The organism is Polaribacter sp. YIW18 (assembly GCF_057219325.1).
The window spans coordinates 236,776-260,492 of record NZ_JBXVVE010000001.1 but is presented as its reverse complement, the minus strand read 5'-3'; the positions used below and the strand labels follow the sequence as shown (position 1 = coordinate 260,492).

19 protein-coding genes are annotated in these 23,717 nt (G+C 30.8%); 16 read left to right on the top strand and 3 right to left on the bottom strand.

Annotation, left to right across the window (positions count from 1 at the left end):
• Nucleotides 1-106: 106 nt before the first annotated feature.
• Entirely contained in the window at nt 107-2,731 is a 2,625-nt protein-coding gene (locus AC2D6T_RS01005; RefSeq protein ID WP_484680160.1) for a TonB-dependent receptor, read from the bottom strand.
• A gap of 186 nt (nt 2,732-2,917) precedes the next feature.
• Here AC2D6T_RS01005 and AC2D6T_RS01000 point away from each other — a divergent pair, with 186 nt between their 5' ends.
• The 3 genes from AC2D6T_RS01000 (at nt 2,918) to AC2D6T_RS00990 (ending at nt 6,793) form a co-directional block, all read left to right on the top strand.
• Entirely contained in the window at nt 2,918-3,931 is a 1,014-nt protein-coding gene (locus AC2D6T_RS01000; protein WP_298946307.1) for a LacI family DNA-binding transcriptional regulator, read from the top strand.
• A gap of 141 nt (nt 3,932-4,072) precedes the next feature.
• On the top strand, nt 4,073-6,538 hold the full coding sequence (locus AC2D6T_RS00995) for a DUF5686 and carboxypeptidase regulatory-like domain-containing protein (protein ID WP_484680159.1): 2,466 nt from the start codon (nt 4,073-4,075) through the stop codon (nt 6,536-6,538).
• Between the two features lie 9 nt (nt 6,539-6,547).
• Nucleotides 6,548-6,793 (top strand): MoaD/ThiS family protein, encoded by a 246-nt coding sequence (locus tag AC2D6T_RS00990; RefSeq protein ID WP_298946302.1) that lies wholly within the window; start codon nt 6,548-6,550, stop codon nt 6,791-6,793.
• A gap of 88 nt (nt 6,794-6,881) precedes the next feature.
• Here the strand turns inward: AC2D6T_RS00990 and AC2D6T_RS00985 are convergent, their stop codons facing one another.
• Nucleotides 6,882-7,154, bottom strand: a complete 273-nt coding sequence (locus AC2D6T_RS00985; protein ID WP_484680158.1) for a DUF3817 domain-containing protein — start codon at nt 7,152-7,154, stop codon at nt 6,882-6,884.
• Nucleotides 7,155-7,343: 189 nt separating this feature from the next.
• Between AC2D6T_RS00985 and AC2D6T_RS00980 the strand changes: the two genes are divergently transcribed.
• The 13 genes from AC2D6T_RS00980 (at nt 7,344) to AC2D6T_RS00920 (ending at nt 22,846) form a co-directional block, all read left to right on the top strand.
• Nucleotides 7,344-8,480, top strand: a complete 1,137-nt coding sequence (locus AC2D6T_RS00980) for an Mrp/NBP35 family ATP-binding protein (RefSeq protein WP_484680157.1) — start codon at nt 7,344-7,346, stop codon at nt 8,478-8,480.
• 143 nt (nt 8,481-8,623) lie between these two features.
• The gene (locus tag AC2D6T_RS00975) at nt 8,624-8,860 is read left to right on the top strand and encodes a NifU family protein (RefSeq protein WP_298946296.1); all 237 of its coding nucleotides are present in this window, start codon (nt 8,624-8,626) and stop codon (nt 8,858-8,860) included.
• Nucleotides 8,861-8,933: 73 nt separating this feature from the next.
• Nucleotides 8,934-9,989, top strand: coding sequence for an NAD(P)/FAD-dependent oxidoreductase (locus AC2D6T_RS00970; protein WP_298946294.1), 1,056 nt, complete (start codon nt 8,934-8,936; stop codon nt 9,987-9,989).
• Between the two features lie 368 nt (nt 9,990-10,357).
• Nucleotides 10,358-11,512, top strand: a complete 1,155-nt coding sequence (locus AC2D6T_RS00965) for a homogentisate 1,2-dioxygenase (protein ID WP_484680156.1) — start codon at nt 10,358-10,360, stop codon at nt 11,510-11,512.
• Nucleotides 11,513-11,763: 251 nt separating this feature from the next.
• Nucleotides 11,764-12,900 carry a 4-hydroxyphenylpyruvate dioxygenase gene (gene hppD / locus AC2D6T_RS00960; protein WP_438989622.1) on the top strand — a complete coding sequence of 379 codons (1,137 nt, stop codon included), beginning with the start codon at nt 11,764-11,766 and terminating at the stop codon, nt 12,898-12,900.
• 134 nt (nt 12,901-13,034) lie between these two features.
• Nucleotides 13,035-13,952 (top strand): tryptophan 2,3-dioxygenase family protein, encoded by a 918-nt coding sequence (locus AC2D6T_RS00955; RefSeq protein ID WP_484680155.1) that lies wholly within the window; start codon nt 13,035-13,037, stop codon nt 13,950-13,952.
• Nucleotides 13,953-14,048: 96 nt separating this feature from the next.
• Nucleotides 14,049-14,816: a DUF3108 domain-containing protein gene (locus AC2D6T_RS00950; protein ID WP_484680154.1), complete on the top strand. Its 768-nt coding sequence runs from the start codon at nt 14,049-14,051 to the stop codon at nt 14,814-14,816.
• A gap of 124 nt (nt 14,817-14,940) precedes the next feature.
• Nucleotides 14,941-16,212, top strand: a complete 1,272-nt coding sequence (locus AC2D6T_RS00945; protein WP_484680153.1) for a peptidoglycan DD-metalloendopeptidase family protein — start codon at nt 14,941-14,943, stop codon at nt 16,210-16,212.
• 4 nt (nt 16,213-16,216) lie between these two features.
• Complete coding sequence (gene pgi, locus AC2D6T_RS00940; RefSeq protein WP_298946282.1) at nt 16,217-17,785, top strand: glucose-6-phosphate isomerase; 1,569 nt, start codon at nt 16,217-16,219, stop codon at nt 17,783-17,785.
• Between the two features lie 207 nt (nt 17,786-17,992).
• The gene (locus tag AC2D6T_RS00935) at nt 17,993-20,596 is read left to right on the top strand and encodes a TonB-dependent receptor (protein ID WP_484680152.1); all 2,604 of its coding nucleotides are present in this window, start codon (nt 17,993-17,995) and stop codon (nt 20,594-20,596) included.
• A gap of 101 nt (nt 20,597-20,697) precedes the next feature.
• Complete coding sequence (locus tag AC2D6T_RS00930; RefSeq protein ID WP_298946279.1) at nt 20,698-21,120, top strand: hypothetical protein; 423 nt, start codon at nt 20,698-20,700, stop codon at nt 21,118-21,120.
• 9 nt (nt 21,121-21,129) lie between these two features.
• Nucleotides 21,130-21,858, top strand: coding sequence for a lysophospholipid acyltransferase family protein (locus AC2D6T_RS00925; protein ID WP_347186828.1), 729 nt, complete (start codon nt 21,130-21,132; stop codon nt 21,856-21,858).
• A gap of 4 nt (nt 21,859-21,862) precedes the next feature.
• On the top strand, nt 21,863-22,846 hold the full coding sequence (locus AC2D6T_RS00920) for an acyl-ACP desaturase (RefSeq protein ID WP_484680151.1): 984 nt from the start codon (nt 21,863-21,865) through the stop codon (nt 22,844-22,846).
• 54 nt (nt 22,847-22,900) lie between these two features.
• Here AC2D6T_RS00920 and AC2D6T_RS00915 read toward each other — a convergent pair whose 3' ends face one another.
• On the bottom strand, nt 22,901-23,680 hold the full coding sequence (locus tag AC2D6T_RS00915; protein WP_347186830.1) for an amidohydrolase: 780 nt from the start codon (nt 23,678-23,680) through the stop codon (nt 22,901-22,903).
• Nucleotides 23,681-23,717 lie beyond the last annotated feature (37 nt).

Below are 23,717 nucleotides of genomic sequence, written 5' to 3'. Positions count from 1 at the left end.
ATTTTAGAATTTGATGATGATTGTCTTGTTTTTAAAAAGTGGAGCCAATAAATTTATCATTGGCTCCACTTTTAATTCAAATCAATAAAAATTAACAAACTTTCTTTTAAAAACTGTATTGTAATGTCATAGTTGTAGAACGACCAGAAATAGTTCTTGCTCTGGCTAAACCACCAGCTAAATTTCCATTTTCTTCTACTTCTGTAACACCAATGGTATCGAATAAATTATTAGCATTTACGCTTAAAGATAATCCTTTAGTTAAACCAACTCTTGCTACTGCATTTACATAAGCGTAACCTGGCATAACTAGATCGTTATCATCTTGTGCAAAAGATTTAGATGTACCTAAAATTGTAATTCCAAATAAGTGTTGTTTTTCTGCTCCAAAAGAATATGTTGGTGCTAAATTATATACAAAATCTGCTTGTCTTCTTGGTTTGTTTCCTTTGTTTGCTCCACCATCAATTTCTGCTTTTGTATAAGTAACAGAACCATTTATACTAAAATCTCCAAATCTATAAGCAGATTCTACCTCTAAACCTAAAGCTTTAAAAGGATTTCCAACAGTTCTATTTAATTCGTTACTAATACCTTCATCTGTATTACTTAAAAAACCTGTAACATTTAAAACACCATTATCTAGTCTCTTTTTTAAACCAACTTCAAATTGAGAAATCTCATCAAATTGCACATCTCCTAAGCCATCTGCACCATAGTTATTTCTATCTGCAGCTCTACCTGAAGCACCTTTACTATATCTTCCAAAAACAGCAGCACCATCATTTAATTTATAGTTTAAACCTGCAGAGAAAGAAACAAAATTATAATTGTCGCTTATAGCTTGCCCTGGGTTACCAGCAATTGTAGGTATCGTTTCTTCAAAAGGGCTAATTACACCATCACTGTTATAATCAAAACCAATTAAATCTCCATTTGCATCTAAATTACTTAATTGACCAGAGTTTATGGTTCCGTTTACATTTACGTTTTCGAAACGAATACTACCATCAAAATTTAATTTTTCAGAAATTTCTGCATCTACACCTATATAAGGAGAATTTACATTATGTACAGTGTTATATTTTCTTTGACAACAGTTACCCCAAACTGGCTGACCAAAAGAGTAAGCTCCTCCTTGAGAAAATCCATCAAAAACACCTAATCTAGCTTTACCACCTCCTGCTACTTCAGAAATTGCAGAACTCCATTGCCATCCTATTTTTGTGTTTTGAGTTGCAGAGAACATACCTACTGTAACTCCTATATTGTCATTAATTGCTTTTGTAACTTTTACATCGCTAAAAAAGTTACTTAAATCTTCTATAGTTACATCAAAATATCTAATATCTTGAGCTAAACCATTTGAAGGGTTAAATGGCGAACCATCTTGATATGTTAAAGCACCAGTTGCTCCAGAAGCACCTCTTACTAAAGCTTCTATTTCTGCTACAGTACCAACATTTGCAGTAAATGGAGCGTTCCATTGACCAGAATTATTAGAGTATCTAGCTTTACCATTTACTTTCCAATCATCACCTAAGTCAAAAGAAAACTCTGCACCAATAGCTTTACTAACTGGGTTGTTTCCATTTCTCATATCATTTTGAGTTGGGTTACCATCATACACACTATATGTATTTTGAATGTTTATAGAATGTGGAGTGTCTGAAGTAATATCAAAACCTGGTAAATTTCCAAAAGTTGGATTCGCATTTGTACCTGTTAATCTTACTGGCATTGGCATATACATTACAGCTCTATCATTTAAAAATTTAAAATACGTACGAACGTACCCTTTTTTAAACTCTTTTGTAATATTTGCTTTTATTTGACCACCTTTATTACCTTGGTAACCTATATTTCTTGGCCCTTCGCCAACACGCATAAAACCACCAATATGATAATATAAACCTTCTCCAATTGGAGTTCCATATTCGAAATCTAATCTACTAGTTTGAAAATCTAAACCATAGGTTGCTCCAATAGTTCCACCTTCTATTTTACCAGTTTTACTAATCATATTTATAATACCTGCAGGACCATTAGATGTTTGCGTAGAAGCAGAACCACCTCTAATAGCTTCAACTCTACCAATATTAGAATCTATACGTAAAAAGTTGTCTGCATTACCAAAAGAAGTATCTCCAAACAACATAATTGGTAAACCATCTTCTTGTAATTGTAAGTATCTTGAACCACCAGAAGAAACTGGTACACCACGTACGTTAAAGTTTGCATTACCTTCACCACCTGAAGACTCTGCACGAATACCAGGAATACTTCTAAAAAGTTCACCTGCAGATCTTGGAGATGCTTGTTCTATTTGCTTTATACCTACAGTAGAAACAGAAATACTTGATTCTATTTTAGATTTTGGATTTACAACTCCTGTCACAATAATTTCGTCTAAAGATTGTGCATTTTCTTTAATAACAATGTTTAAGGTTAATTTACCATTTACATTAATTTCCTTTTTAAAATTATCGAATCCAATATAAGATGCAATAATAGTGTAGGTTCCATTGTCTACATTTTTAATTTCGTAGTTACCATCAAAATCAGAACTAGTTCCTTTTGTAGTACCTTTTAAATAGATACTTACACCTGGAATAATTTCACCTTTTTGATCTTTTACAGTACCAGAAATTGTTGATTGTGCAACAAAAGCTGTTGTTGATAGTAAAAATACCATCAATAAAGCTATTCTAAATTGTAATTGTTTTTTCATTTTAAATGTGAATTTAATAAAAAGTTAATTGTTTCTTTGTCAAATGTATTCTTATAAACAAAAATTTTATCAAATTAAAAAATCGAAAACGTTTTCGATTTACCGAAAACGTTTTCGATTAAGATAATTTAGTATATTTATCAGGTAATAAAACAAACAATTTTTTAAAAATAAAATTTTATTTTGATGACACTTAAAAAGATTGCAGAAGAATTAGGTATTTCTATAACAACGGTTTCTAAAGCATTAAAAGAATACCCAGATGTTAGTAAAAAAACAAGAAAGTTAGTAAGAGAAACTGCTGCAAAATTAAATTATAAACCCAATTCTTTTGCAGTAAATTTAAGAACAAAAGAGTCTAAAACCATTGGTTTAATAATCCCAGAAATTGTACATCATTTTTTTTCTAGTGTAATTAAAGGTATTATTTCTCAAGCTGAAAAAAAAGGGTATTTAGTAATTACATTGCAATCTAATGAGTCTTACGAGCTAGAAAAACAGCAGATAGATTTGCTATTAAATAAAAGAGTAGATGGTATTTTAATTTCTTTGGCAAACGCAACAGGAGATTTTAAACACTTAAATCAAATATTAGATCAAGGAACGCCTTTAGTAATGTTCGATAAAATTGCAAAAATTGTAAAATGCTCAAAAGTAATTATAGATGACAGAAAAGCAGCATACAAGGCTACACAACATTTAATAGATATTGGTTGTAAAAGAATTGCCCATTTTAGAGGTCCATTGTTACCACAAAACTCTATAGATCGTTTTTTAGGGTATAAACAGGCTTTAACAGATAATAATATAAAATACGATGCTTCTTTAGTTTATTTATTAAATGATATGAGTTTTGAAGAGGGAAGTTTTTTCGCAAATAAGTTATTAAAAGACCATAAAGATGTAGATGGGATATTTATCAATACAGATTTGGTAGCCATAGGAGCAATAGCAGCTTTTAACAAGCAAGGTGTAAAAATACCTGAACAAATAAATATTGTTGGGTTTAGCAATTGGTTTATGTCTTCTGTTATTTCTCCTTCTTTAACAACAATAAATCAACCTGGTTTTAAAATGGGTAAAAAAGCATTTAAAATATTGTACAAAGAAATAAAAGACAAAAAGAAAAATAAAAGTATCATTTATAAAGAAGAAGTTTTAGAGACAAATATAGTGGTTAGAGAATCTACTAAAAACTAATTATATACAACTCTTAATACAACCATTATCGATTTTTAAGCGTCTATTTTAAACAACTAGCGTAAAATTCCTCTAACAATAAATAAATATAAAATTGTAACATAAACCATAAGTTTGCGTCTACTTACTAAAACCAACTGAATGAGAAGCGTATTTTTTTTGTTATCACTCTTTATTTCATCGATAACAATTGGTCAAATACAAGGGAAAATTATAGATAAAAAAGGAGACCCACTTTCTTTTGTAAGTGTATATTTAAACAAAACTGTTACAGGAACTACTTCTAACGATAATGGCGATTATATTTTAGATATAAAAAAGCCAGGTAAATACACAATTGTATTTCAATTTATTGGTTTTACAACGCTTAAAAAAGAAGTTACAATTACTAAATTTCCTTATATATTAGATGTTACTTTAGAAGAAGAATCTGTAAGTTTAAAAGAAATTACTATATCTACAAAAGACAATCCTGCTAATAGAATTATAAGAAATGTAATTGCAAGCAAAGAAAAAAATACGGACAAATACGCTAATTATACTGCAAAATTTTACTCCAGAGGTTTAACAAGAATAAAAGATGCACCAGAAAAGTTTTTTGGGCAATCTACTGGAGATTTTGGTGGTGGTTTAGACTCTACAAGAAGTGGTATTATTTATTTATCTGAAACATTTTCTAAGATTACTTTTCAAAAGAATCCTAAAAAATTTAAAGAAAAAATTATAGCTTCTAAAGTTTCTGGGCAAGACAATGGTGTAAGTTTTAATAGAGCAGAAGACTCTAATATAGACTTATATGAAAATAGTATCGAAGTTTTTAACGATTTGGTTTCGCCCGTATCTGGCAATGCATTTAGTTATTACAGATACAAATTAGTGGGTACTTTTTACGATAAAAATGGCAAGCTCATCAATAAAATAAAATTACTACCCAAAAGAAATAACGATCGAGTTTTTCAAGGTCATATATATATTGTAGAAAACGATTGGGCTATTTATGGTGCAGATTTAATTACCACAGGTGCACAAGTAAATATACCAATTGTAAATACTTTAAAATTAAAACAAGGCTACAATTATACTGATGAAATAGGTGCTTGGGTACTTATTAGCCAAAGTATTGATTTTGATATTTCTATATTCGGATTTAAATCTAGTGGAAAATTCTCCTACATATATTCAGATTATAATTTTAACCCAACATTTACAGAAAATACGTTTACTAATGAGGTTTTATCTTTTGAAGAAAATGCTACAAAAAAAGACAGTGTTTTTTGGAATACGCTTAGACCTGTTCCTCTTACAAAAGAAGAAGTATCAGACTATAAATTAAAAGATAGTATAAAGTTGATACGAAAATCTAAAAAATATTTAGATTCTCTTGATGCAAAAGGGAATAAGTTTGGTTTTTTAAATCCTTTAACAGGATATACATATAGAGACTCTTATAAAAACAGGTCGTTTTCTTACGATGGCCCTTTATTACAAGCAGGTTTTAATACAGTACAAGGTTTTTATACAACTTTGGGTTTTAGTTATTTTGAACAATTAAATGATGAAGGGAAATGGTGGAATGCAGGTATGGACTTTAATTATGCTTTTTCAGAAAAAAAGCTGAGACCTACTTTTTACTTCACAAAAAAATGGAACAACATTTCTAAACCAAGATTAACTATTTCTGGAGGAATAGAAACCCCTCAATTTAATGATAGAGACCCCATATTTAAATTAAACAACACCATATCATCTTTGTTTAATAGACAAAATTTCCTTAAAATTTATGAGAAAACAGCTGCAAAAGTTAGATATTCAGAAGAAATTAAAAATGGTATTTATTTTTCTACTTTCTTAGAATATGCCAAAAGAACACCACTTTTTAATACTACCAATTATTCTTTTGCAAAACAAGATGTAAATGGATTTACATCTAACAATCCTTTAGACCCAACAGATTTTACAAATGCAGCTTTTACAGAACATAATATTGCCACATTAAACGTAGGTACAACCATTGTGATTGGTCAAAAATATTTATCTTACCCAGATAGAAAATTTAATGTAGGTGAAAGTAAATTCCCGACAATTAGTTTAAATTATATTAAAAGATTTGGTTCAGATAATTCCAACTTAAATTCAGATTTATTTATAGCAAATATTAGGCAAGATTTAAATGCAGGTAATTTTGGTAGGTTTCAGTATCATTTAAGAGCAGGTGCTTTTTTAGAAAAGAAAGACATTGCTTTTATGGATAAATTGCAAGCTAATGGAAATCAACTTTTGTTTCCTATAGATAGAGATTTAAATAGCTTTAATTTACTAGAATATTACAAATATTACACCAATGATAAATATGCAGAAATGCATTTAGAGCATAATTTTAGAGGTGCAATTTTAGGTAAAATACCTTTATTAAATAAATTGAATTTTCATTTAGTTGCAGGTGGAAAAGCCTTGTTTATGGCAGATAAAAAGCCATACACAGAGTATTCTGTAGGTTTGTCAAATTTAGGTTTTGGTAAGTGGCGTTTTTTAAGAGTAGAGTATGTAAGCGCACGTTATGGAGGTATCAAAGAAAGGGGTTTTGTATTTAGAGCAAGCTTGTTTTAAAACAATTTTATGATGACAGTTAAAGTATTATTTTTTGGGATTACAACAGATTTGGTGAATAGTAATCAAGATGAAATTACCATAGAAAAGCCAATTTCTGTAGCTAATTTTAAAATCATACTAAAAGAAAAGTATCCAAGTTTAACAAATATAGCATCGTATGCAATTGCTGTAAACGAATCATATGCAGAAGATACATCAATTATAAAAAAGAATGATGTTGTTGCACTAATTCCGCCAGTTAGTGGTGGTTAATTCCCATTTAGCCTCTCTTAAAGGTAAGATTTCTCATCAATTTTATTTAGTATAATTACTAAATAATGAATCTTTTAAGGTTTTAAACCTATCTTAAATACCTCTTATCAATATAAAAAGTACCAAAAGGAATGATAGAAGCAAGCATCACAATTCCTAAAGTTTTAGCATTCCATTTCATTTGTTTCTGAATTACAATTGCCAAAACAATATACAGCATAAAGAACAAACCATGTGGCATTCCTAGTAATTTCACATAACTATCATCTCCATTAAAATATTTAATGGGCACAGCAACAAACAAAAGTAGCAAGTAAGAGACCCCTTCTAAAAAACTAACAACCCTAAAAAAATTCTTCATTTTATAAAACTAATTGTACGCTACAAATGTCTTAAAAAACTTTCTTTTAAACGCTACTTTATCAGGTAAATAAAACAACTATTAACCTATAACTAGCAGTTATTAACCTATAAATAATTAGAATTTTGTAGCTTTCTTTTCTCCTCTTGAAGATGTATCTTTGCAAATAAGATTAAATAAAAATAACACGTGGGTTTTAAAAAACAAGATATATACAAAGCATTAGAAACCATAACAGCACCCGGAGAAGGTAAAAGTTTGGTAGAAAACAACAATGTTAAAAATATAGTAATTTTTGGAGATGAGGTAAATGTAGATGTTACGATTAGCAACCCAACATTACAAGCAAAAAAGAAGATAGAATTAGAAATAACGAAAGCTATTAAAAGTAATGTTTTAGAAACTTTACAGGTAAAAGTTACTGTTTCAGTAGAAAAGCCAGCAGCTAAAGAAAACCCTAATTTAATTAGAGGTAAAGAAATACCAAATATTAAAAATATTATTGCAATTGCCTCTGGTAAAGGAGGTGTAGGTAAATCTACAATCACAGCAAATACAGCAATTTCTTTAGCAAAAATGGGTTTTAATGTTGGTGTTTTAGATGCAGATGTATATGGGCCATCACAACATATTATGTTTAATGTAGAAAGAGAAAAACCACTTTCTGTAAATGTAGATGGACGCTCAAAAATGAAACCTATAGAAAGTTATGGGGTAAAATTATTGTCTTTAGGCTTTTTTACAAACCCAGACCAAGCTGTAATTTGGCGTGGACCAATGGCATCTAAAGCTTTAAAACAATTAATTTTTGATGCAGATTGGGGCGAACTAGATTTTCTTTTAATTGATTTACCTCCAGGAACAGGAGATGTGCACCTATCTATAGTACAAGCTTTACCCATAAATGGTGCAGTTGTAGTAAGTACGCCACAAAATATTGCTTTGGCAGATGCTAAAAAAGGAGTAGCGATGTTTCAACAAGAAAGTATAAATGTACCAGTTTTAGGTATTATAGAAAATATGGCATACTTTACACCAGAAGAATTACCAAATAATAAATATTATATCTTTGGGCAAAATGGCGCTAAAAATTTAGCCGAAGATATTAAAACTCAATTTTTAGGAGAAGTACCATTAGTACAAAGCATAAGAGAATCTGGCGATGTTGGGCACCCAGTTGCACTGCAAGAAGACACAGTTTTAGAAAAAGCTTTTCATGATATTACAAAAGAAATGGTATCACAATTATTACAAAGAAATGCAAACTTACCACTAACAGAAATTGTTAGAATTACTACAATGAGTGGTTGTAGTGCAGTAAAATAGCCCATCCTAACCTTCCCAAAGGGAAGGAATAAAAAGTGAAAACAATAAGGTGGAACATATTGAATATAAATTTAGTTTAAAATATAAGCTCAAAATACCCGTTTTGAGTTTCTCCCCTTTGGGGAGATTAAGAGGGCCCTGTTATGACAGCACAAGAAACACAAGAAAATGTAGAAAAAGCCTTAGATGAAATCCGTCCGTTTTTAATGAGCGATGGTGGTAATATTAAGCTCTTATCTATAGAAAATACGATTGTAAAAGTACAATTAGAAGGCGCTTGTACAGGTTGTTCTGTAAACCAAATGACTTTAAAAAATGGTGTTGAAGCTACCATAAAAAAGTATGCCCCACAAATAGAAGAAGTTATAAATGTAGCGTAGTTTGTATGTGACAAATGTCACCTATTTTTTTCTATAAAAAATCTATTTTTGTTTTTCACATATTTTAAAATTAATGATTACTACAGACATATTAATAATAGGTGCAGGACCTACAGGTTTGTTTACCGTTTTTGAAGCAGGATTATTAAAACTGCGCTGTCATTTAATAGATGCTTTACCACAGCCAGGAGGTCAGTGTTCAGAAATATATCCTAAAAAACCCATTTACGACATTCCTGCTTATCCAGAAATTTTAGCAGGCGATTTAACAGATAAATTAATGGAACAAATTAAACAATTTGAACCAGGTTTTACCTTAGGAGAACGTGCAGATACTATTGAAAAACAAGAAGATGAAACCTTTATTGTAACTACAAATAAAGGTACCAAACATCAAGCAAAAGTAGTCGCTATTGCTGGTGGTTTAGGTAGTTTTGAACCAAGAAAACCTCCGATACCAAACATTACAAATTTCGAAAATGTTGGGGTCGAATATATTATTAAAGACCCAGAAGTTTATAGAGATAAAAAAGTAGTCATTGCTGGTGGTGGAGACTCTGCTTTAGACTGGTCTATCTTTTTAACTGATGTAGCATCTTCTGTAACATTAATTCACAGAAGAAACGAGTTTAGAGGCGCTTTAGATTCTGTAGACAAAGTACAAGAATTAAAAGATGCGGGTAAAATAGATCTAATTACACCTGCAGAAGTGGTAGGTATTGCTGGTACAAATAAAGTAGAAGGTGTTTCTGTTATTAAAAAAGGAGACGAAGCTTTTATGATCAAAACCGATCATTTCATTCCACTTTTTGGGTTGTCACCTAAATTAGGACCTATTGCAAATTGGGGCTTAGAAATAGAAAAAAACGCCATTAAAGTAAACAATGCTTTAGATTACCAAACCAATATACCAGGCATTTATGCCATTGGCGATGTAAATACCTATCCTGGTAAATTAAAGTTGATTTTATGCGGATTTCACGAAGCAACTTTAATGTGTCAAAGTGCATATAAACGTATTTTTCCAGATAAAAAATATGTAATGAAATATACCACAGTTGGTGGTGTTGATGGTTTTGATGGCTCTAGAAAAGAAGCACCAAAAGCAGTGGTTAAAAAGATTGAGTAAGTTTTACAGACTGCACAAATTTAGATTCGACTTTTTTAGATTCATCCTTGTTGAGTTTATTTCATTAACTTTTATTTCGGTTTTTTTATACCATAAAATTACTGTCTAAAAAAATCATGAATACAACAACCCATTTTGTAATACAGAATAAAATTTTTTGATGTACTTTTTGTATCTTTGCTAGGTAACGAAATCGATTTAGTAACATGTATCCAGATTTACTAACGTATTTAAAGTTTTTAATTAAGCGCAATCCAGAGTGATGTTCTTTTACTCTCATTTTGCACTTAATGCGGTATTGCATTTCAGAAAACTCAAAAATCGATTCACAAAATTCCTGCTTTCGCAGGAATAACAAATTAAACATTATGCCTTTTTATCATAAATTAGGAACAATCCCTTCAAAAAGACACACACAATTTCGTAAAAAAGATGGTAGCTTGTATTACGAGCAACTATTTGGTACTATTGGTTTCGACGGGATGTCTACCAACAGCTATCACGAACATAGACCAACCATGGTCAAAGAAATTAGAAAACAATATTCTGTAAAACCTAAAATTGCCAAAGCAAATAATATTCAGTCTTATAGCTTTCGCGGATTTCAAGTACAGCCAGAAAATGATTATTTACAAAGCAGAAAAGTGGTGTTAACCAATTCAGATTGTAATATTATTTTGTCTGCTCCAAAAGAATCTACTAAAGATTATTTTTATAAAAATACAGATGCAGACGAGGTTATTTTTATCCATAAAGGAACAGGAAAACTAAGAACGCATTTAGGAAATATCGACTTTAAATATGGAGATTATTTGGTAATTCCACGTGGAATTATCTATAAATTAGATTTCGATTCAAAAGACAATAGATTGTTTATTGTAGAATCCTATTCACCAGTTTACACACCAAAACGTTATAGAAATTGGTTTGGTCAGTTGTTAGAACACGCACCCTTTTGTGAACGAGATTTACGCAGACCACAAGAATTAGAAACACATAATGAGTTGGGCAATTTTATCATCAACGTAAAAAAACAAGACGAAATTATAGAAATGGTATACGCCTCACATCCTTTTGATGTAGTAGGTTACGATGGTTACAACTTTCCCTATGTATTTTCAATTCACGATTTTGAACCTATTACAGGCCGTATTCATCAACCACCACCAGTTCATCAAACTTTTGAAACTAATGCCTTTGTAATTTGCAGTTTTGTACCACGTTTGTACGATTACCATCCACAGTCAATTCCAGCACCTTACAATCACAGTAATATAGATTCAGACGAAGTTTTGTATTATGTAGATGGCGATTTTATGAGCAGAAACGATATAGAAGCAGGTCATATTTCTCTACATCCAGCAGGGATACCTCATGGACCACATCCAGGAGCTACAGAACGCAGTATTGGTAAAACCGAAACCAAAGAATTAGCAGTTATGGTAGATACTTTTAAACCCTTACAAGTTACAGAAGAAGCTATAAAAATAGCAGATAAAGAGTATTATAAATCTTGGTTATAAGCCTCCCCTAACCCCTCCAAAGAAGGGGAATGAGTAACAAACTCAAAAAAGTTTATTAAAATTAAAAATAATAAGAAGCTATTTCGCGCTTTCCATTATATCTTTTTTTGCCATTTATGGCAGCAAAAAAAGGATGCCATTTCAATCACGGCTAAACTAGTTTGCAAGCGAATAGCAATTAAAAACATAAAGACTTTTAATACCCAGTTAGGAGTTCCTTCCCTTTGGGAAGGCTAGGATGGGCTTTAGTTATGTATACATTAGAAAAAATATTCGAAGGAGCACAAGATTTCCTTCCATTGTTAGGTACAGATTATGTAGAATTTTATGTAGGCAACGCAAAACAAGCAGCACATTTTTATAAAACAGCATTTGGGTTTCAATCGCATGCTTATCGTGGGTTAGAAACAGGTTCAAAAGATTCCGTAAGTTATGTGTTAACCCAAGACAAAATCAAGTTAATGCTTACAACACCATTAACCAGTAAATCGCCTATAAATAATTATATTGTAAAGCATGGTGATGGCGTAAAAATAATAGCGCTTTGGGTAGAAGATGCAAGAAAAGCGTATAAAGAAACTACATCTAGAGGTGCAAAATCGTATATGGAACCCACCGTAGAAAAAGATGAACATGGAGAAGTAGTAAGAGCAGGAATTTACACTTATGGTGAAACTGTACATTTATTTGTAGAGCGTAAAAATTATAATGGTGCATTTTTACCAGGCTTTAAAAAATGGGAATCCGATTACAATCCGCCAATTGCTGGTTTAAAATATATAGATCATATGGTGGGCAATGTAGGTTGGAACCAAATGGATGTTTGGGTAAAATGGTACGAAGATGTCATGGGTTTCGAAAACTTTTTATCTTTTGATGATAAGCAAATCCATACAGAATATTCAGCATTAATGAGTAAAGTAATGTCCAATGGAAATGGACGCATTAAATTTCCAATAAACGAACCAGCAGAAGGTAAAAAAAGATCACAAATAGAAGAATATTTAGATTTTAACGAAGGTGCAGGTGTGCAACACATTGCTGTTGCCACAGATGATATTGTTGCTACAGTTACACAATTACGCTTAAATGGAGTGGAGTTTTTATCTACACCACCAGAAGAATATTACAAAGCTGTTCCTGATAGATTAGAAGCATTTAGTCACGAATTAAGAGAAGATATCGAAAGTTTAAAAGCGTTGGGTATTATGATAGATGCAGATGAAGAAGGTTATTTGTTGCAAATCTTTACAAAACCAGTAGAAGATAGACCAACTTTGTTTTTCGAAATCATTCAAAGAATGGGAGCCAAAGGGTTTGGAGCAGGCAATTTTAAGGCCTTATTTGAATCTATAGAAAGAGAACAAGCAAAAAGAGGAACACTTTAAAGTTTACTAATTTTTAGTTTGAGTTACGATTTTTAAATATTAATAACCTTTCAGGTTTCAAAAACCTGAAAGGTCTTTATTTAGTATCTTTATACCAGACCAATCAATCCTAGTAATTTTTTTTATATCAATACATGAATAGAGAAGAAATTTTAAAAGCCATAGAAGAAAAGTACGATAAACTAGGTGTTCCTGTAGATGCCATGTTAGAAGGTTTACTGCACAGTACACCCATTACGTATTGGGATTATATTCAGACAGATTCACTTTTAGGCTTGCAAACTCCAAGAACCAACCAGCCAGATGAAATGGTGTTTATTATGTATCATCAGGTAAACGAATTATTGTTTAAAATGATTTTATGGGAAATTGATCAGGTTGCAAAAGCAACAGATATTTCTGCAGATAAATTTACCATGCATTTAGGCAGAATAAGCAGGTATTTTGACATGCTTTGTAGCTCATTTACAGTAATGACAGATGGTATGGAAAAAGAACAATACCTAAAATTTAGAAATACATTAACACCTGCAAGTGGTTTTCAATCAGCACAATACAGAAAAATAGAATTTGCATCTACAGAATTAATTAATTTAATAGATGCACGTTACAGAGATACAATTGATAGAAATTCATCTTTTAGAAATGCTTACAATCATTTATATTGGCAAGCAGCAGGTAAAAATTATACTACCGGTCAAAAATCAACTTTATTAAACCTTTTTGAGAAAAAATATATGGGAGATTTTATAGATTTTATGGAAGATTATAACAACATTAATTTATCTCTAAAATTCAAACAATTGCCTAAAGAAGTTCAAGAAAATGAAGATTTAATCAAAGCAATGCGTCATTACGATTATACCGTAAACGTAAAGTGGGTAATGGCACATTACAATACAGCAGCAAAATATATTGGTGGTAAAGACTCCGATTTAGAAGCAACAGGTGGTAGTAATTGGCGTAAATACATGCACCCAAAATATCAGAGAAGAGTTTTTTATCCATATTTATGGTCAGAAAAAGAGCTAAAAGACTGGGGTACATTTTAAAAAAAATTGTTAAAAAGTGGTTTACAAAGATTTCTTACGCTATTTTTCTTTTTTGGAACGCTAATTGTCAATACTTTTTTATAAGTTTGAAAAACTATGAAAAAACAAATTCTATTATTTACTTTTCTTTTTATCTCAACTGCAATTGTATCACAACAACAACACATTCATGCTTTTAAAAGTGGAGAATGGTTGCGTTATAAAATGAGTTATAGCGGATTTTTAAGAGCTGGCACTGCTGTTTTAGAAGTAGAAGAGACAGCCTTAAATGGCAAAAAAGTATTTCATACAAAAGGTTCTGGTTGGACATCTGGTATGATAAAATGGTTTTTTAAAGTAGACGATTTATATGAAAGTTATTTTGATAAAAATGAAGTATCGCCCTATTTATTTAAAAGAAAAATAAATGAAGGAGGTTATAAAAAACACACCATAACCACATTTAATAAAAAAGCGAATCACGCTTACGTTCAAGATTTTATCAAACAAAAAGATACTACAATTTCTGTTTTAAATGTACAAGATATGTTATCTGCATTTTATTATTTAAGAAATCAAGATGTAAAAGACATGAAAAAAGGAGATGAAATAGCCATAGATATTTTTATGGATGAGCAGATCTATCCTTTTAAACTTCGATTTTTAGGCAAACAGGTTTTAGACTCTAAATTTGGCGATATAAATACGTTAGTTTTTAGACCATTAGTGCAATCTGGTAGAATTTTTAAAGCACAAGAAAGTGTTACTATTTGGATTACTGATGATGCAAATAAAATTCCAATTAAAATGAGTGCATCATTATCTGTAGGGTCTCTTAGAGCAGAACTAGAAGCTTATAAAGGGTTAGCTAACAACTTTAAATAAACAAAGATAATGTTTGATAAATTTATTAAAACTCTAACGAAACCGTTATCGGAACTTCCTAAAATAGAGTTCAAATAAATCAATTTTATTTGTATTTTTGAGCGTTCATCTAATACGCTTTCAATTGTTAAAAAAAATAACCTATATTTTATTATTATCCATCTTTTTTTACGCTTGTAAAAACGAAGATAAAAAGGCAATAGAAACCGTAAAACCCAAACCTGTATATAAATTCGGCTATAAATTAGATGATTATAAAGTAACTTTAGATACTATCAAAAGCGGCGAAAGTTTTGGCGAAATTATGGATAGACACCATGTAGATTACCCAAAAATATACCAAATTGCAGGAAGCATAAAAGAGGTTTTTGATGTTAGAAGAGTAAGAGCAGGAAAACCCTACATGATTTTATCTAGCAAAGATTCTTTAGAAAAAGCCAAGGTTTTTATTTATAAAAACAATAAAATAAAAGCCACAGTAGTAGATTTTAAAGACTCTATAATACAAGCTTACACATACTTACAACCTATAAAAACCAAAGAAAGAATTGTAGAGGGTAACATAAATACAAACCTCTCTAACACAATGGATAGTTTGCATTTATCACCAAATCTTACTTGGGCAGTGGCAGATATTTATGCCTGGACTTTAGATTTTTACAAACTTCAAAAAGGAGATTCTTTTAAATTGGTGTTTGAAGAAAAATTTATAAACGATTCTTTATTTGCTGGCTATGGTAATATAAAATCTGCGGTTTTTAATCATAAAGGAGAAGATTTATATGCGTTTCGTTTTGTAGCAGATTCCATAAAAGGCATACCAGAATATTATGACCAAAAAGGAAATATGCTACGAAGTCAGTTTTTAAAAGCACCAATAAAATTTCAATATAGAATCTCTTCTAGATACAACTTAAGAAGAAGAATTGCCTATTATGGCAATCGTGTAAAACCTCATAGAGGCACAGATTTTGCTGCAAATATAGGAACACCAATTATTGCAACCGCAAGTGGTACTGTCATAGAATCTGCAAGAAGAGGTGGTAATGGTAATTATGTAAAAATTAAACATAATGGTACTTATACTACCCAATATTTACATATGAAAAGAAGAAAAGTAAAAAGAGGAGACTATGTAAAACAAGGGCAGGTTATTGGTACAGTTGGTATGACAGGAAATACTGGTGGGCCACATGTGTGTTATCGTTTCTGGAAAAACGGCAGACAAGTAGATCCTTTAAGCCCTAAAACCAAATTACCAGAAGCAGAACCCTTAAAGAAAAGTTTACTACCAGATTTTTTAAATTTTATTGCTCCTTTAAAATATCAATTAGATAATAATCAGTTACAAATAGAAGAACCTCCTGTAATTACAGAAGAAATTGCACAAAATTAAAACAATGGCATTACAAAATATCAACCCTACCAAAACAAAAGCTTGGAAAAAATTAACAAATCATTTTAATGAAAACAAAAACATTTCTATAAAAGATTTGTATAAAAACTCTAATAGACAAACAGATTTTTCTATACAGTTTAATGATTTATTAGTAGATTTTTCTAAAAATAAAATAACGCAAGAAACCATAGATTTATTGGTAGAATTGGCAAATGAAGTAGATCTAAAAGATGCTATAAAAAAGCAATTTACCGGAGAAATAATTAATGTTACAGAAGGTAGAGAAGTATTGCATACAGCACTAAGAAGCACTTCTGAAGAACCAATTTTAGTTAATGGAAAAAATATAAAGCCACAAATACAAACTACCTTAAGAAAAATAAGAAGTTTTAGTAATAAAGTTATTTCTGGTAAATGGAAAGGCTACACAGGTAAATCTATTACAGATGTTGTAAATATTGGTATTGGTGGTTCAGATTTGGGACCAGATATGGTAGTAGAATCTTTACAATACTACAAAAATCAATTAAACACACATTTTGTTTCTAATATTGATGGAGACCATGTATCTGAAATTATTAAAAACTTAAATCCAGAAACAACACTTTTTGTAATTGTATCAAAAACATTTACAACACAAGAAACCATTACTAATGCAGAAACCATAAAAAATTGGTTTTTAAAATCAGCAACTATTTTTGATATTCCAAAACACTTTGTAGCAGTATCTACAAATTTAGAAGCAGTAGATAGCTTTGGTATAGACAAAGCAAACGTATTTCCTATGTGGAACTGGGTTGGAGGTCGTTTTTCACTTTGGTCTGCAGTAGGTTTATCGATCTCTTTATCAGTTGGTTTTGATAATTATAAAGCGCTTTTAGAGGGTGCAGAAGAAATGGATAACCACTTTAGAAATACAGATTTTAATCAAAATATACCCGTAATTTTAGCACTTTTAAGTATTTGGTATAACAATTTTTACGGTGCAGAAACCGAAGCAGTTTTACCATACTCACAATACTTAAAAAAACTACCAGATTATTTACAACAAGCCATTATGGAAAGCAATGGTAAAGGAGTAGATAGAAATGGAGACAAAATAGACTATCAAACAGGAACCATTGTTTGGGGTAGTACAGGTACTAACATGCAACATGCTTTTATGCAATTGGTGCATCAAGGTACGAAGTTAATTCCTGCAGATTTTATTGGATACAAAGAATCTTTATATGGGTTAACAGATCATCATAAAAAATTAATGGCAAATTATTATGCACAAATGGATGCTTTGGCATTTGGTAAAACTAAAGAAGAAGTTCATTTAGAGTTAAAATTTTCTGGAGATGAAGCTAAAATAAATCAATTACTTCCATTTAAAGTTTTTGAAGGTAATAGACCAAGCAATGCCATTCTTTTTGACAAACTAACGCCAAAATCTTTGGGGAAGTTAATCGCTCTATATGAACATAAAATTTATACACAAGGAATTTTATGGAATATCTATAGTTATGATCAATTTGGTGTAGAATTAGGAAAAGAATTAGCTAAGAAATTATTAAATAAACAATAAGCCTAAATTTATACCTTAAATATATCATTTTTTTAACACTTTATTGACTTCTTATTAATAAGCATTTTGATGCATAATAGTTTCATTTTCAGTAGCTAGTATGTGTTTTATTGTCTAATTTTTTTGTTAAAACTTAACAATAAATTAACATTACAGTCCCTCAAAAAAAGGAATTTTGTAAGACAATTCAAATCATAAATTAAAACAATGAAAAATTTTAAAAATTTGTTAATTGTAGCCCTGTTTTTTGTAACAGCTACAGTTTTAGGACAAACTAAAATTACAGGTAAAGTGGTAGATGAATCTAACCAACCTTTACCAGGTGCAAGTGTTGTAGTAAAAGGAACAACCAATGGTACTTCAACTGATTTTGACGGGAAATTTTCGTTAAATTCAAAAACAAATTCAGGAACTATTGTAGTTTCTTTTATTGGGTACAAGACAAAAGTTGTTACATTTTCTTCATCAATTGCTAACTTAGGGAATATTCAACTAAAAGTTGATGAAAACTCTTTAGATGAGATAGTAGTTGTTGGGAAAGGTGTAATTGATTTAGCTGGGGGTAGAAAAACTCCAATTGCAGTTTCTACTGTCAAAGCAGCAGAAATACAAAAGAAAATTGGTACGCAAGATGTTACAATGACATTAGTAAACACTCCATCTATTTATGTTTCTGGGCAAGCAGGGGGTTTTGGAGATTCAAGAATCTCTGTACGTGGATTTGATCAAACTAATACAGCTTTCTTATTAAATGGACAGCCAATTAATGGTATGGAAGATGGTAAAATGTACTGGTCTAACTGGTCTGGTGTTAATGATATAGCATCTGCTGTTCAAATTCAAAGAGGACTAGGTGCATCTAAATTAGCTATTTCTTCTGTAGGGGGGTCAATGAACTTCGTAACTAAAACTACAAACAAAAAACAAGGTGGTTCCTTTTATGCAGGTACAGCAAACGATGGTTACCTTAAAAGTACTATTATGTATAATACTGGAATGAATGATTCAGGTTGGGGAACAAGTATTATGTTATCTCATTGGCAAGGTGATGGTTACAATAATGGAACAAGAGCTCAAGGACAAACATACTTTATTTCATTTGGCTATAAGCCAAATGATAATCATAACTTTAATTTTTTAATAACAGGGGCACCACAATGGCATGACCAAAACTTTACTAAAAGTATTTCTACATATCTAGATAAGGGGTTAAAATATAATGATAATTTTGGTTTTTATAATGGTCAATATTTAACTGAAAGAAGAAATTTTTACCATAAACCAGTATTAAACTTAAACTGGGATTATACAATTTCTGATAACTCATCTTTATCCACAGTATTATACGCTTCTTTTGGTAGAGGTGGTGGAACTGGAAATAGAGGAAACAGAGTAAGAACTGCAGATGGTTTAATAGATTATGATGCAATATATGCAAACAATGCTGCTACTGGTGGTGATGGTAACTTTGATAATGATGCATATATTACTAGAGCATCAATGAACTTACATAGTTGGTACGGTGTAGTATCTAATTTTGAGCAAAAAATTAATGACAATTTAACTTTTAATGTTGGAGCGGATTTGAGAACTTATTATGGTACACACTTTAGACAAGTTGAGAATTTTCATGGTTTAACTTCTTGGACAGAAGATAGAACCTTAAAAGACGATAATGACAATAAAACTGGACCATCCGTAAGTGTTACTGCAACAGAAAGTGGTAAAGCAAATCCATGGGCAGCCACTTTTAATATGATGGCAGAAAACCAAAGAATTGATTATGATAGTAGTGAGAGAATTTCTTACGCAGGTTTATTTACACAATTAGAATATTCAACTGATGTGATGTCTGCATTTTTCCAGGGAGCTGTTTCTAATCAATCTCACCAAAGATTTGATAGATATGATTATCTACCTGAGTTCGAAGATTCAGAGAAATTAAATAATATAGGGTATAATTTAAAAATTGGTGCTGGTTTTAACTTGACAGAAAGCAGTTCTGTATATATGAATACTGGTTACTACTCACGTCAACCATATCACGATAATATTTTTAACAATTATGATAATTCAATAAATCCATTTTCTCAAAATGAAAAAATATTTGGTTTAGAATTTGGATATAACTATAAATCAGAATTTTTAAGTGGTAGTGTAAACTTGTATAGTACAAGTTGGAGAGATAAAGTAGATGGTTTTACTGACGTAACAAATGCAGGTGTTGTAACTAACACACAAACACTTGGTCAACATCAATACCATAAAGGTATAGAGTTTGACTTTATTGCTCAATTAGCATATAATTTTAAACTTAAAGGATTTGCTTCTTTTGGAGATTGGAAATATTTAGGTGAATTAACAACACAAACACTTGACGAAGATAGAAATCTAATTAATCAATCTGTAGAGAGTGTAGATGGAATTAATGTGGGTGATGCTGCACAAACTTCTTACGGTTTAGGTATCGATTATACAATTTTTAATGGTTTTAGTGTAGATTCAGATTTTAGATATTATGATCGTTTATATGCAAATGTTAGCCCAACAAGAGGTGAGTTAAAATTACCTTCTTACGGATTATTAGATTTTGGAGCATCTTACAGATTAGATCTTGGTACAGATAAAACAAAATGGTTAGATTTTAGAGTAAATGTTAACAACGTTTTGGATAGAGAATACATCTCAGAGTTAACATCTGCAAATCAAACAACTGTTGGGTCTGATACATATAGAGGTATTGATACTTCAAACAGAGGATATTTCGGTTGGGGTAGAACTTGGAATGCAAGCGTTAGATATAACTTCTAATATCAAGCTCAATAAATATTTTAAAAAACCACCTTGCAAAAGGTGGTTTTTTTATGACTAAAATTTAGTAACTTTACCCGACTTAAAATAAACTTTATATTATGAAAGAAGTACATTCTTATTGGGCATATTTAGTGTTAATCATTTTAATATTTGCAGTAATTAATGCCATAATTGGGCTTACTCAAAAAAAACAATTTACAGATAAAGATTTAAGAATCGGTTTGTTTACCCTAATTGTATCTCATATTCAATTATTAATAGGTTTGGCTTGGTACTTTATATCTCCTTGGTTTGATTTATTAACCTCAGATGCTGGTGCGGTAATGAAAGATAAAGCTGTAAGGTTGTTAGCTGTAGAACATCCAATAACAATGATTTTAGCGATTGTATTTATCACAATAGGATGGTCTAAACACAAGAAAAAAACAGAAGATGCTGCAAAGTTTAAAAGTTTTGTAATATTTTACGGAATAGGTTTGGTTTTAATACTATCTAGAATTCCATGGAATAATTGGTTGTAAATTAAAAAAATGAAGATTCTAAGTTATATATTATCACCAATATTTGTATTGGTGTTTTTTTTATTGCTACTTATATTTCATCCATTGCAATGGGTGAGTTTAAATTTATTTGGGCATAATGCACACGCAAAAGTAGTAGCTGCTTTAAATTTTTTCTTAGTAAAATCTATGTTAATCATAGGAGTACCGGTTCGTTTAAAAAACAAGTATAAAATTCCAGAAAATACCACAGTTATATTTGTGTCCAATCATCAATCTACTTTTGATATTCCACCAATAGGATGGTTTTTTAGAAAACAACATCCAAAATTTGTCGCTAAAATAGAGCTCGGTAAAGGCATACCAAGTGTATCCTACAATTTAAGAAATGGAGGTGCAGCACTCATTAATAGAAAAGACCCAAAACAAGCCATATCAGCTTTGGCAAACTTTTCTAAAAGAATAAAAGAAAATAATTGGGGCGCAATTATTTTTCCAGAAGGCACAAGAAGTAGAAATGGCCAGCCCAAAAAATTTGCTACAAATGGCTTAAAAGTCATTACAAAATATAATAAAGATGGTTATGTTGTACCTTTAACTATAAACAATTCTTGGAAAGTGTTTAAATATGGTAAATTTCCATTAGGTATTGGCAACCCAATAACCATAACAACACATAAGCCTATACCAATTAACTCATTACCTTTTGATGAGTTATTAGAAAAAACAGAAAACGTAATTAAAGAACACATAAAATAGATATATGTCTACAATAAAAAATATTAGGAAAGAAGTAATGCTAACATTAGAAAAAAAGATGCAGCATTTTATGGAAACCTATTTAATACCTGCCGAAAAAATTTGGCAACCAACAGACTTTTTACCAAATTCCCAAAAAGATTCTTTTATCACAGAAGTAGAAGAAATTAGAGAACTATCTAAAGAATTACACGACGATTTTTGGGTAGTTTTAGTAGGAGATACCATTACAGAAGAAGCATTACCAACCTACGAATCTTGGTTGTTAGATCTTGATGGAGTTTCTCAAGACCCAGACAATTCTTGGGCAAAATGGGTAAGAACTTGGACAGCAGAAGAAAACAGACATGGAGATGTTTTAAATAAATATTTGTATTTATCTGGCAGAGTAAACATGCGCGAAGTAGAAATATCTACCCAACATTTAATTTCAGATGGTTTTGATATTGGTACCTCAACAGACCCCTATAAAAACTTTGTGTACACTACGTTTCAAGAATTAGCAACCTATATATCTCATAACAACGTAGCAAAAATTGCACGAAAAAAAGGACATAAAGCCTTAGCAAAAATGTCTAAAATTATTGCTGGTGATGAGATGCGACACCACCAAGCATACGCACATTTTGTAAAAGAAATTTTTAAAATAGACCCAAGTGAAATGATGTTGGCTTTCCAACACATGATGAAACACAAAATAGTAATGCCTGCAATGCACCTTAGAGAATCTTTTGGCGCAAAGGGCAGTTTGTTTGATGATTTTTCTACAATAGCACAAAGAGTAGGTGTTTACACAGGTTTTGATTATGTAGATATTTTAAAGAAATTAAACACCATGTGGGAAATCGATAAAATTACCAATTTAACTCCAGAGGCAGAAAAAGCCAGAGATTATTTAATGAAACTTCCAGATAGAATGTACAGAATTACAGAACGTATTTCTGTGCCAGATACAAAGTTTCAATTCAAATGGATGTTACCAGCTTAAAAAAACTGTTTAATCGTGTAATTGTTACAACGTTTATTCAAAACAATTACACGATTACACAATTTTAAAAAAATCTCTATCATTTAAAAAACCTAGTTTTTGTCTAATTTCATCTTGTTTATCTTTATAAAAACGAGCGCTAATAATTCCAACTTTATTTTTAGCTAGCCCCGATAATTCTTCACCTAAATAATCGATGGCTATAGAGTTACCAGAATATATAGAATCATTGGCATCTTTTCCTATTCTGTTTACACCAATTGTGTAACACATATTTTCTATAGCACGTGCTTTTAAGAGGGTTTTCCATGCTTTTATTCTTGCAACAGGCCAATTTGCCATATAAATTAAAATATCGTAATTGTCTGTATTTCTAGCCCAAACAGGAAAACGCAAATCGTAACAAATTAATGGGCAAATTTTCCATCCCTTATAATTTATTATTACTTTTTTTGTGCCAGCTGTGTATTTTTTATCCTCTCCAGCCAAAGTAAAAGTATGTCTTTTATCATACGTTTCAAGTTTTCCAGAAGGATGCACAAAAACAAATCGATTGTAAAAATTATTATCTTCAGATATTACCAAACTACCACAAAGGGCAAGCTGTTTTTCTTTTGCAACTTTTTGCATCCAAGAAATAGAAAAACCATCCATTTTTTCTGCAATTGTTGAAGGCTCCATTGTAAAACCGGTAGCAAACATTTCTGGCAAAACAACAAGATCAACCTTACTTTTTAAGTTGTTTAGGGTATCATTAAAAAAAGTAATATTTTTTGCTGGGTTTTCCCAAACCAAATCTGCCTGAATGCCTACAATATTTAATTCGTTTTTCATTAAAATTTATTTTAAAGATGTAACTAGTATAAAAGTT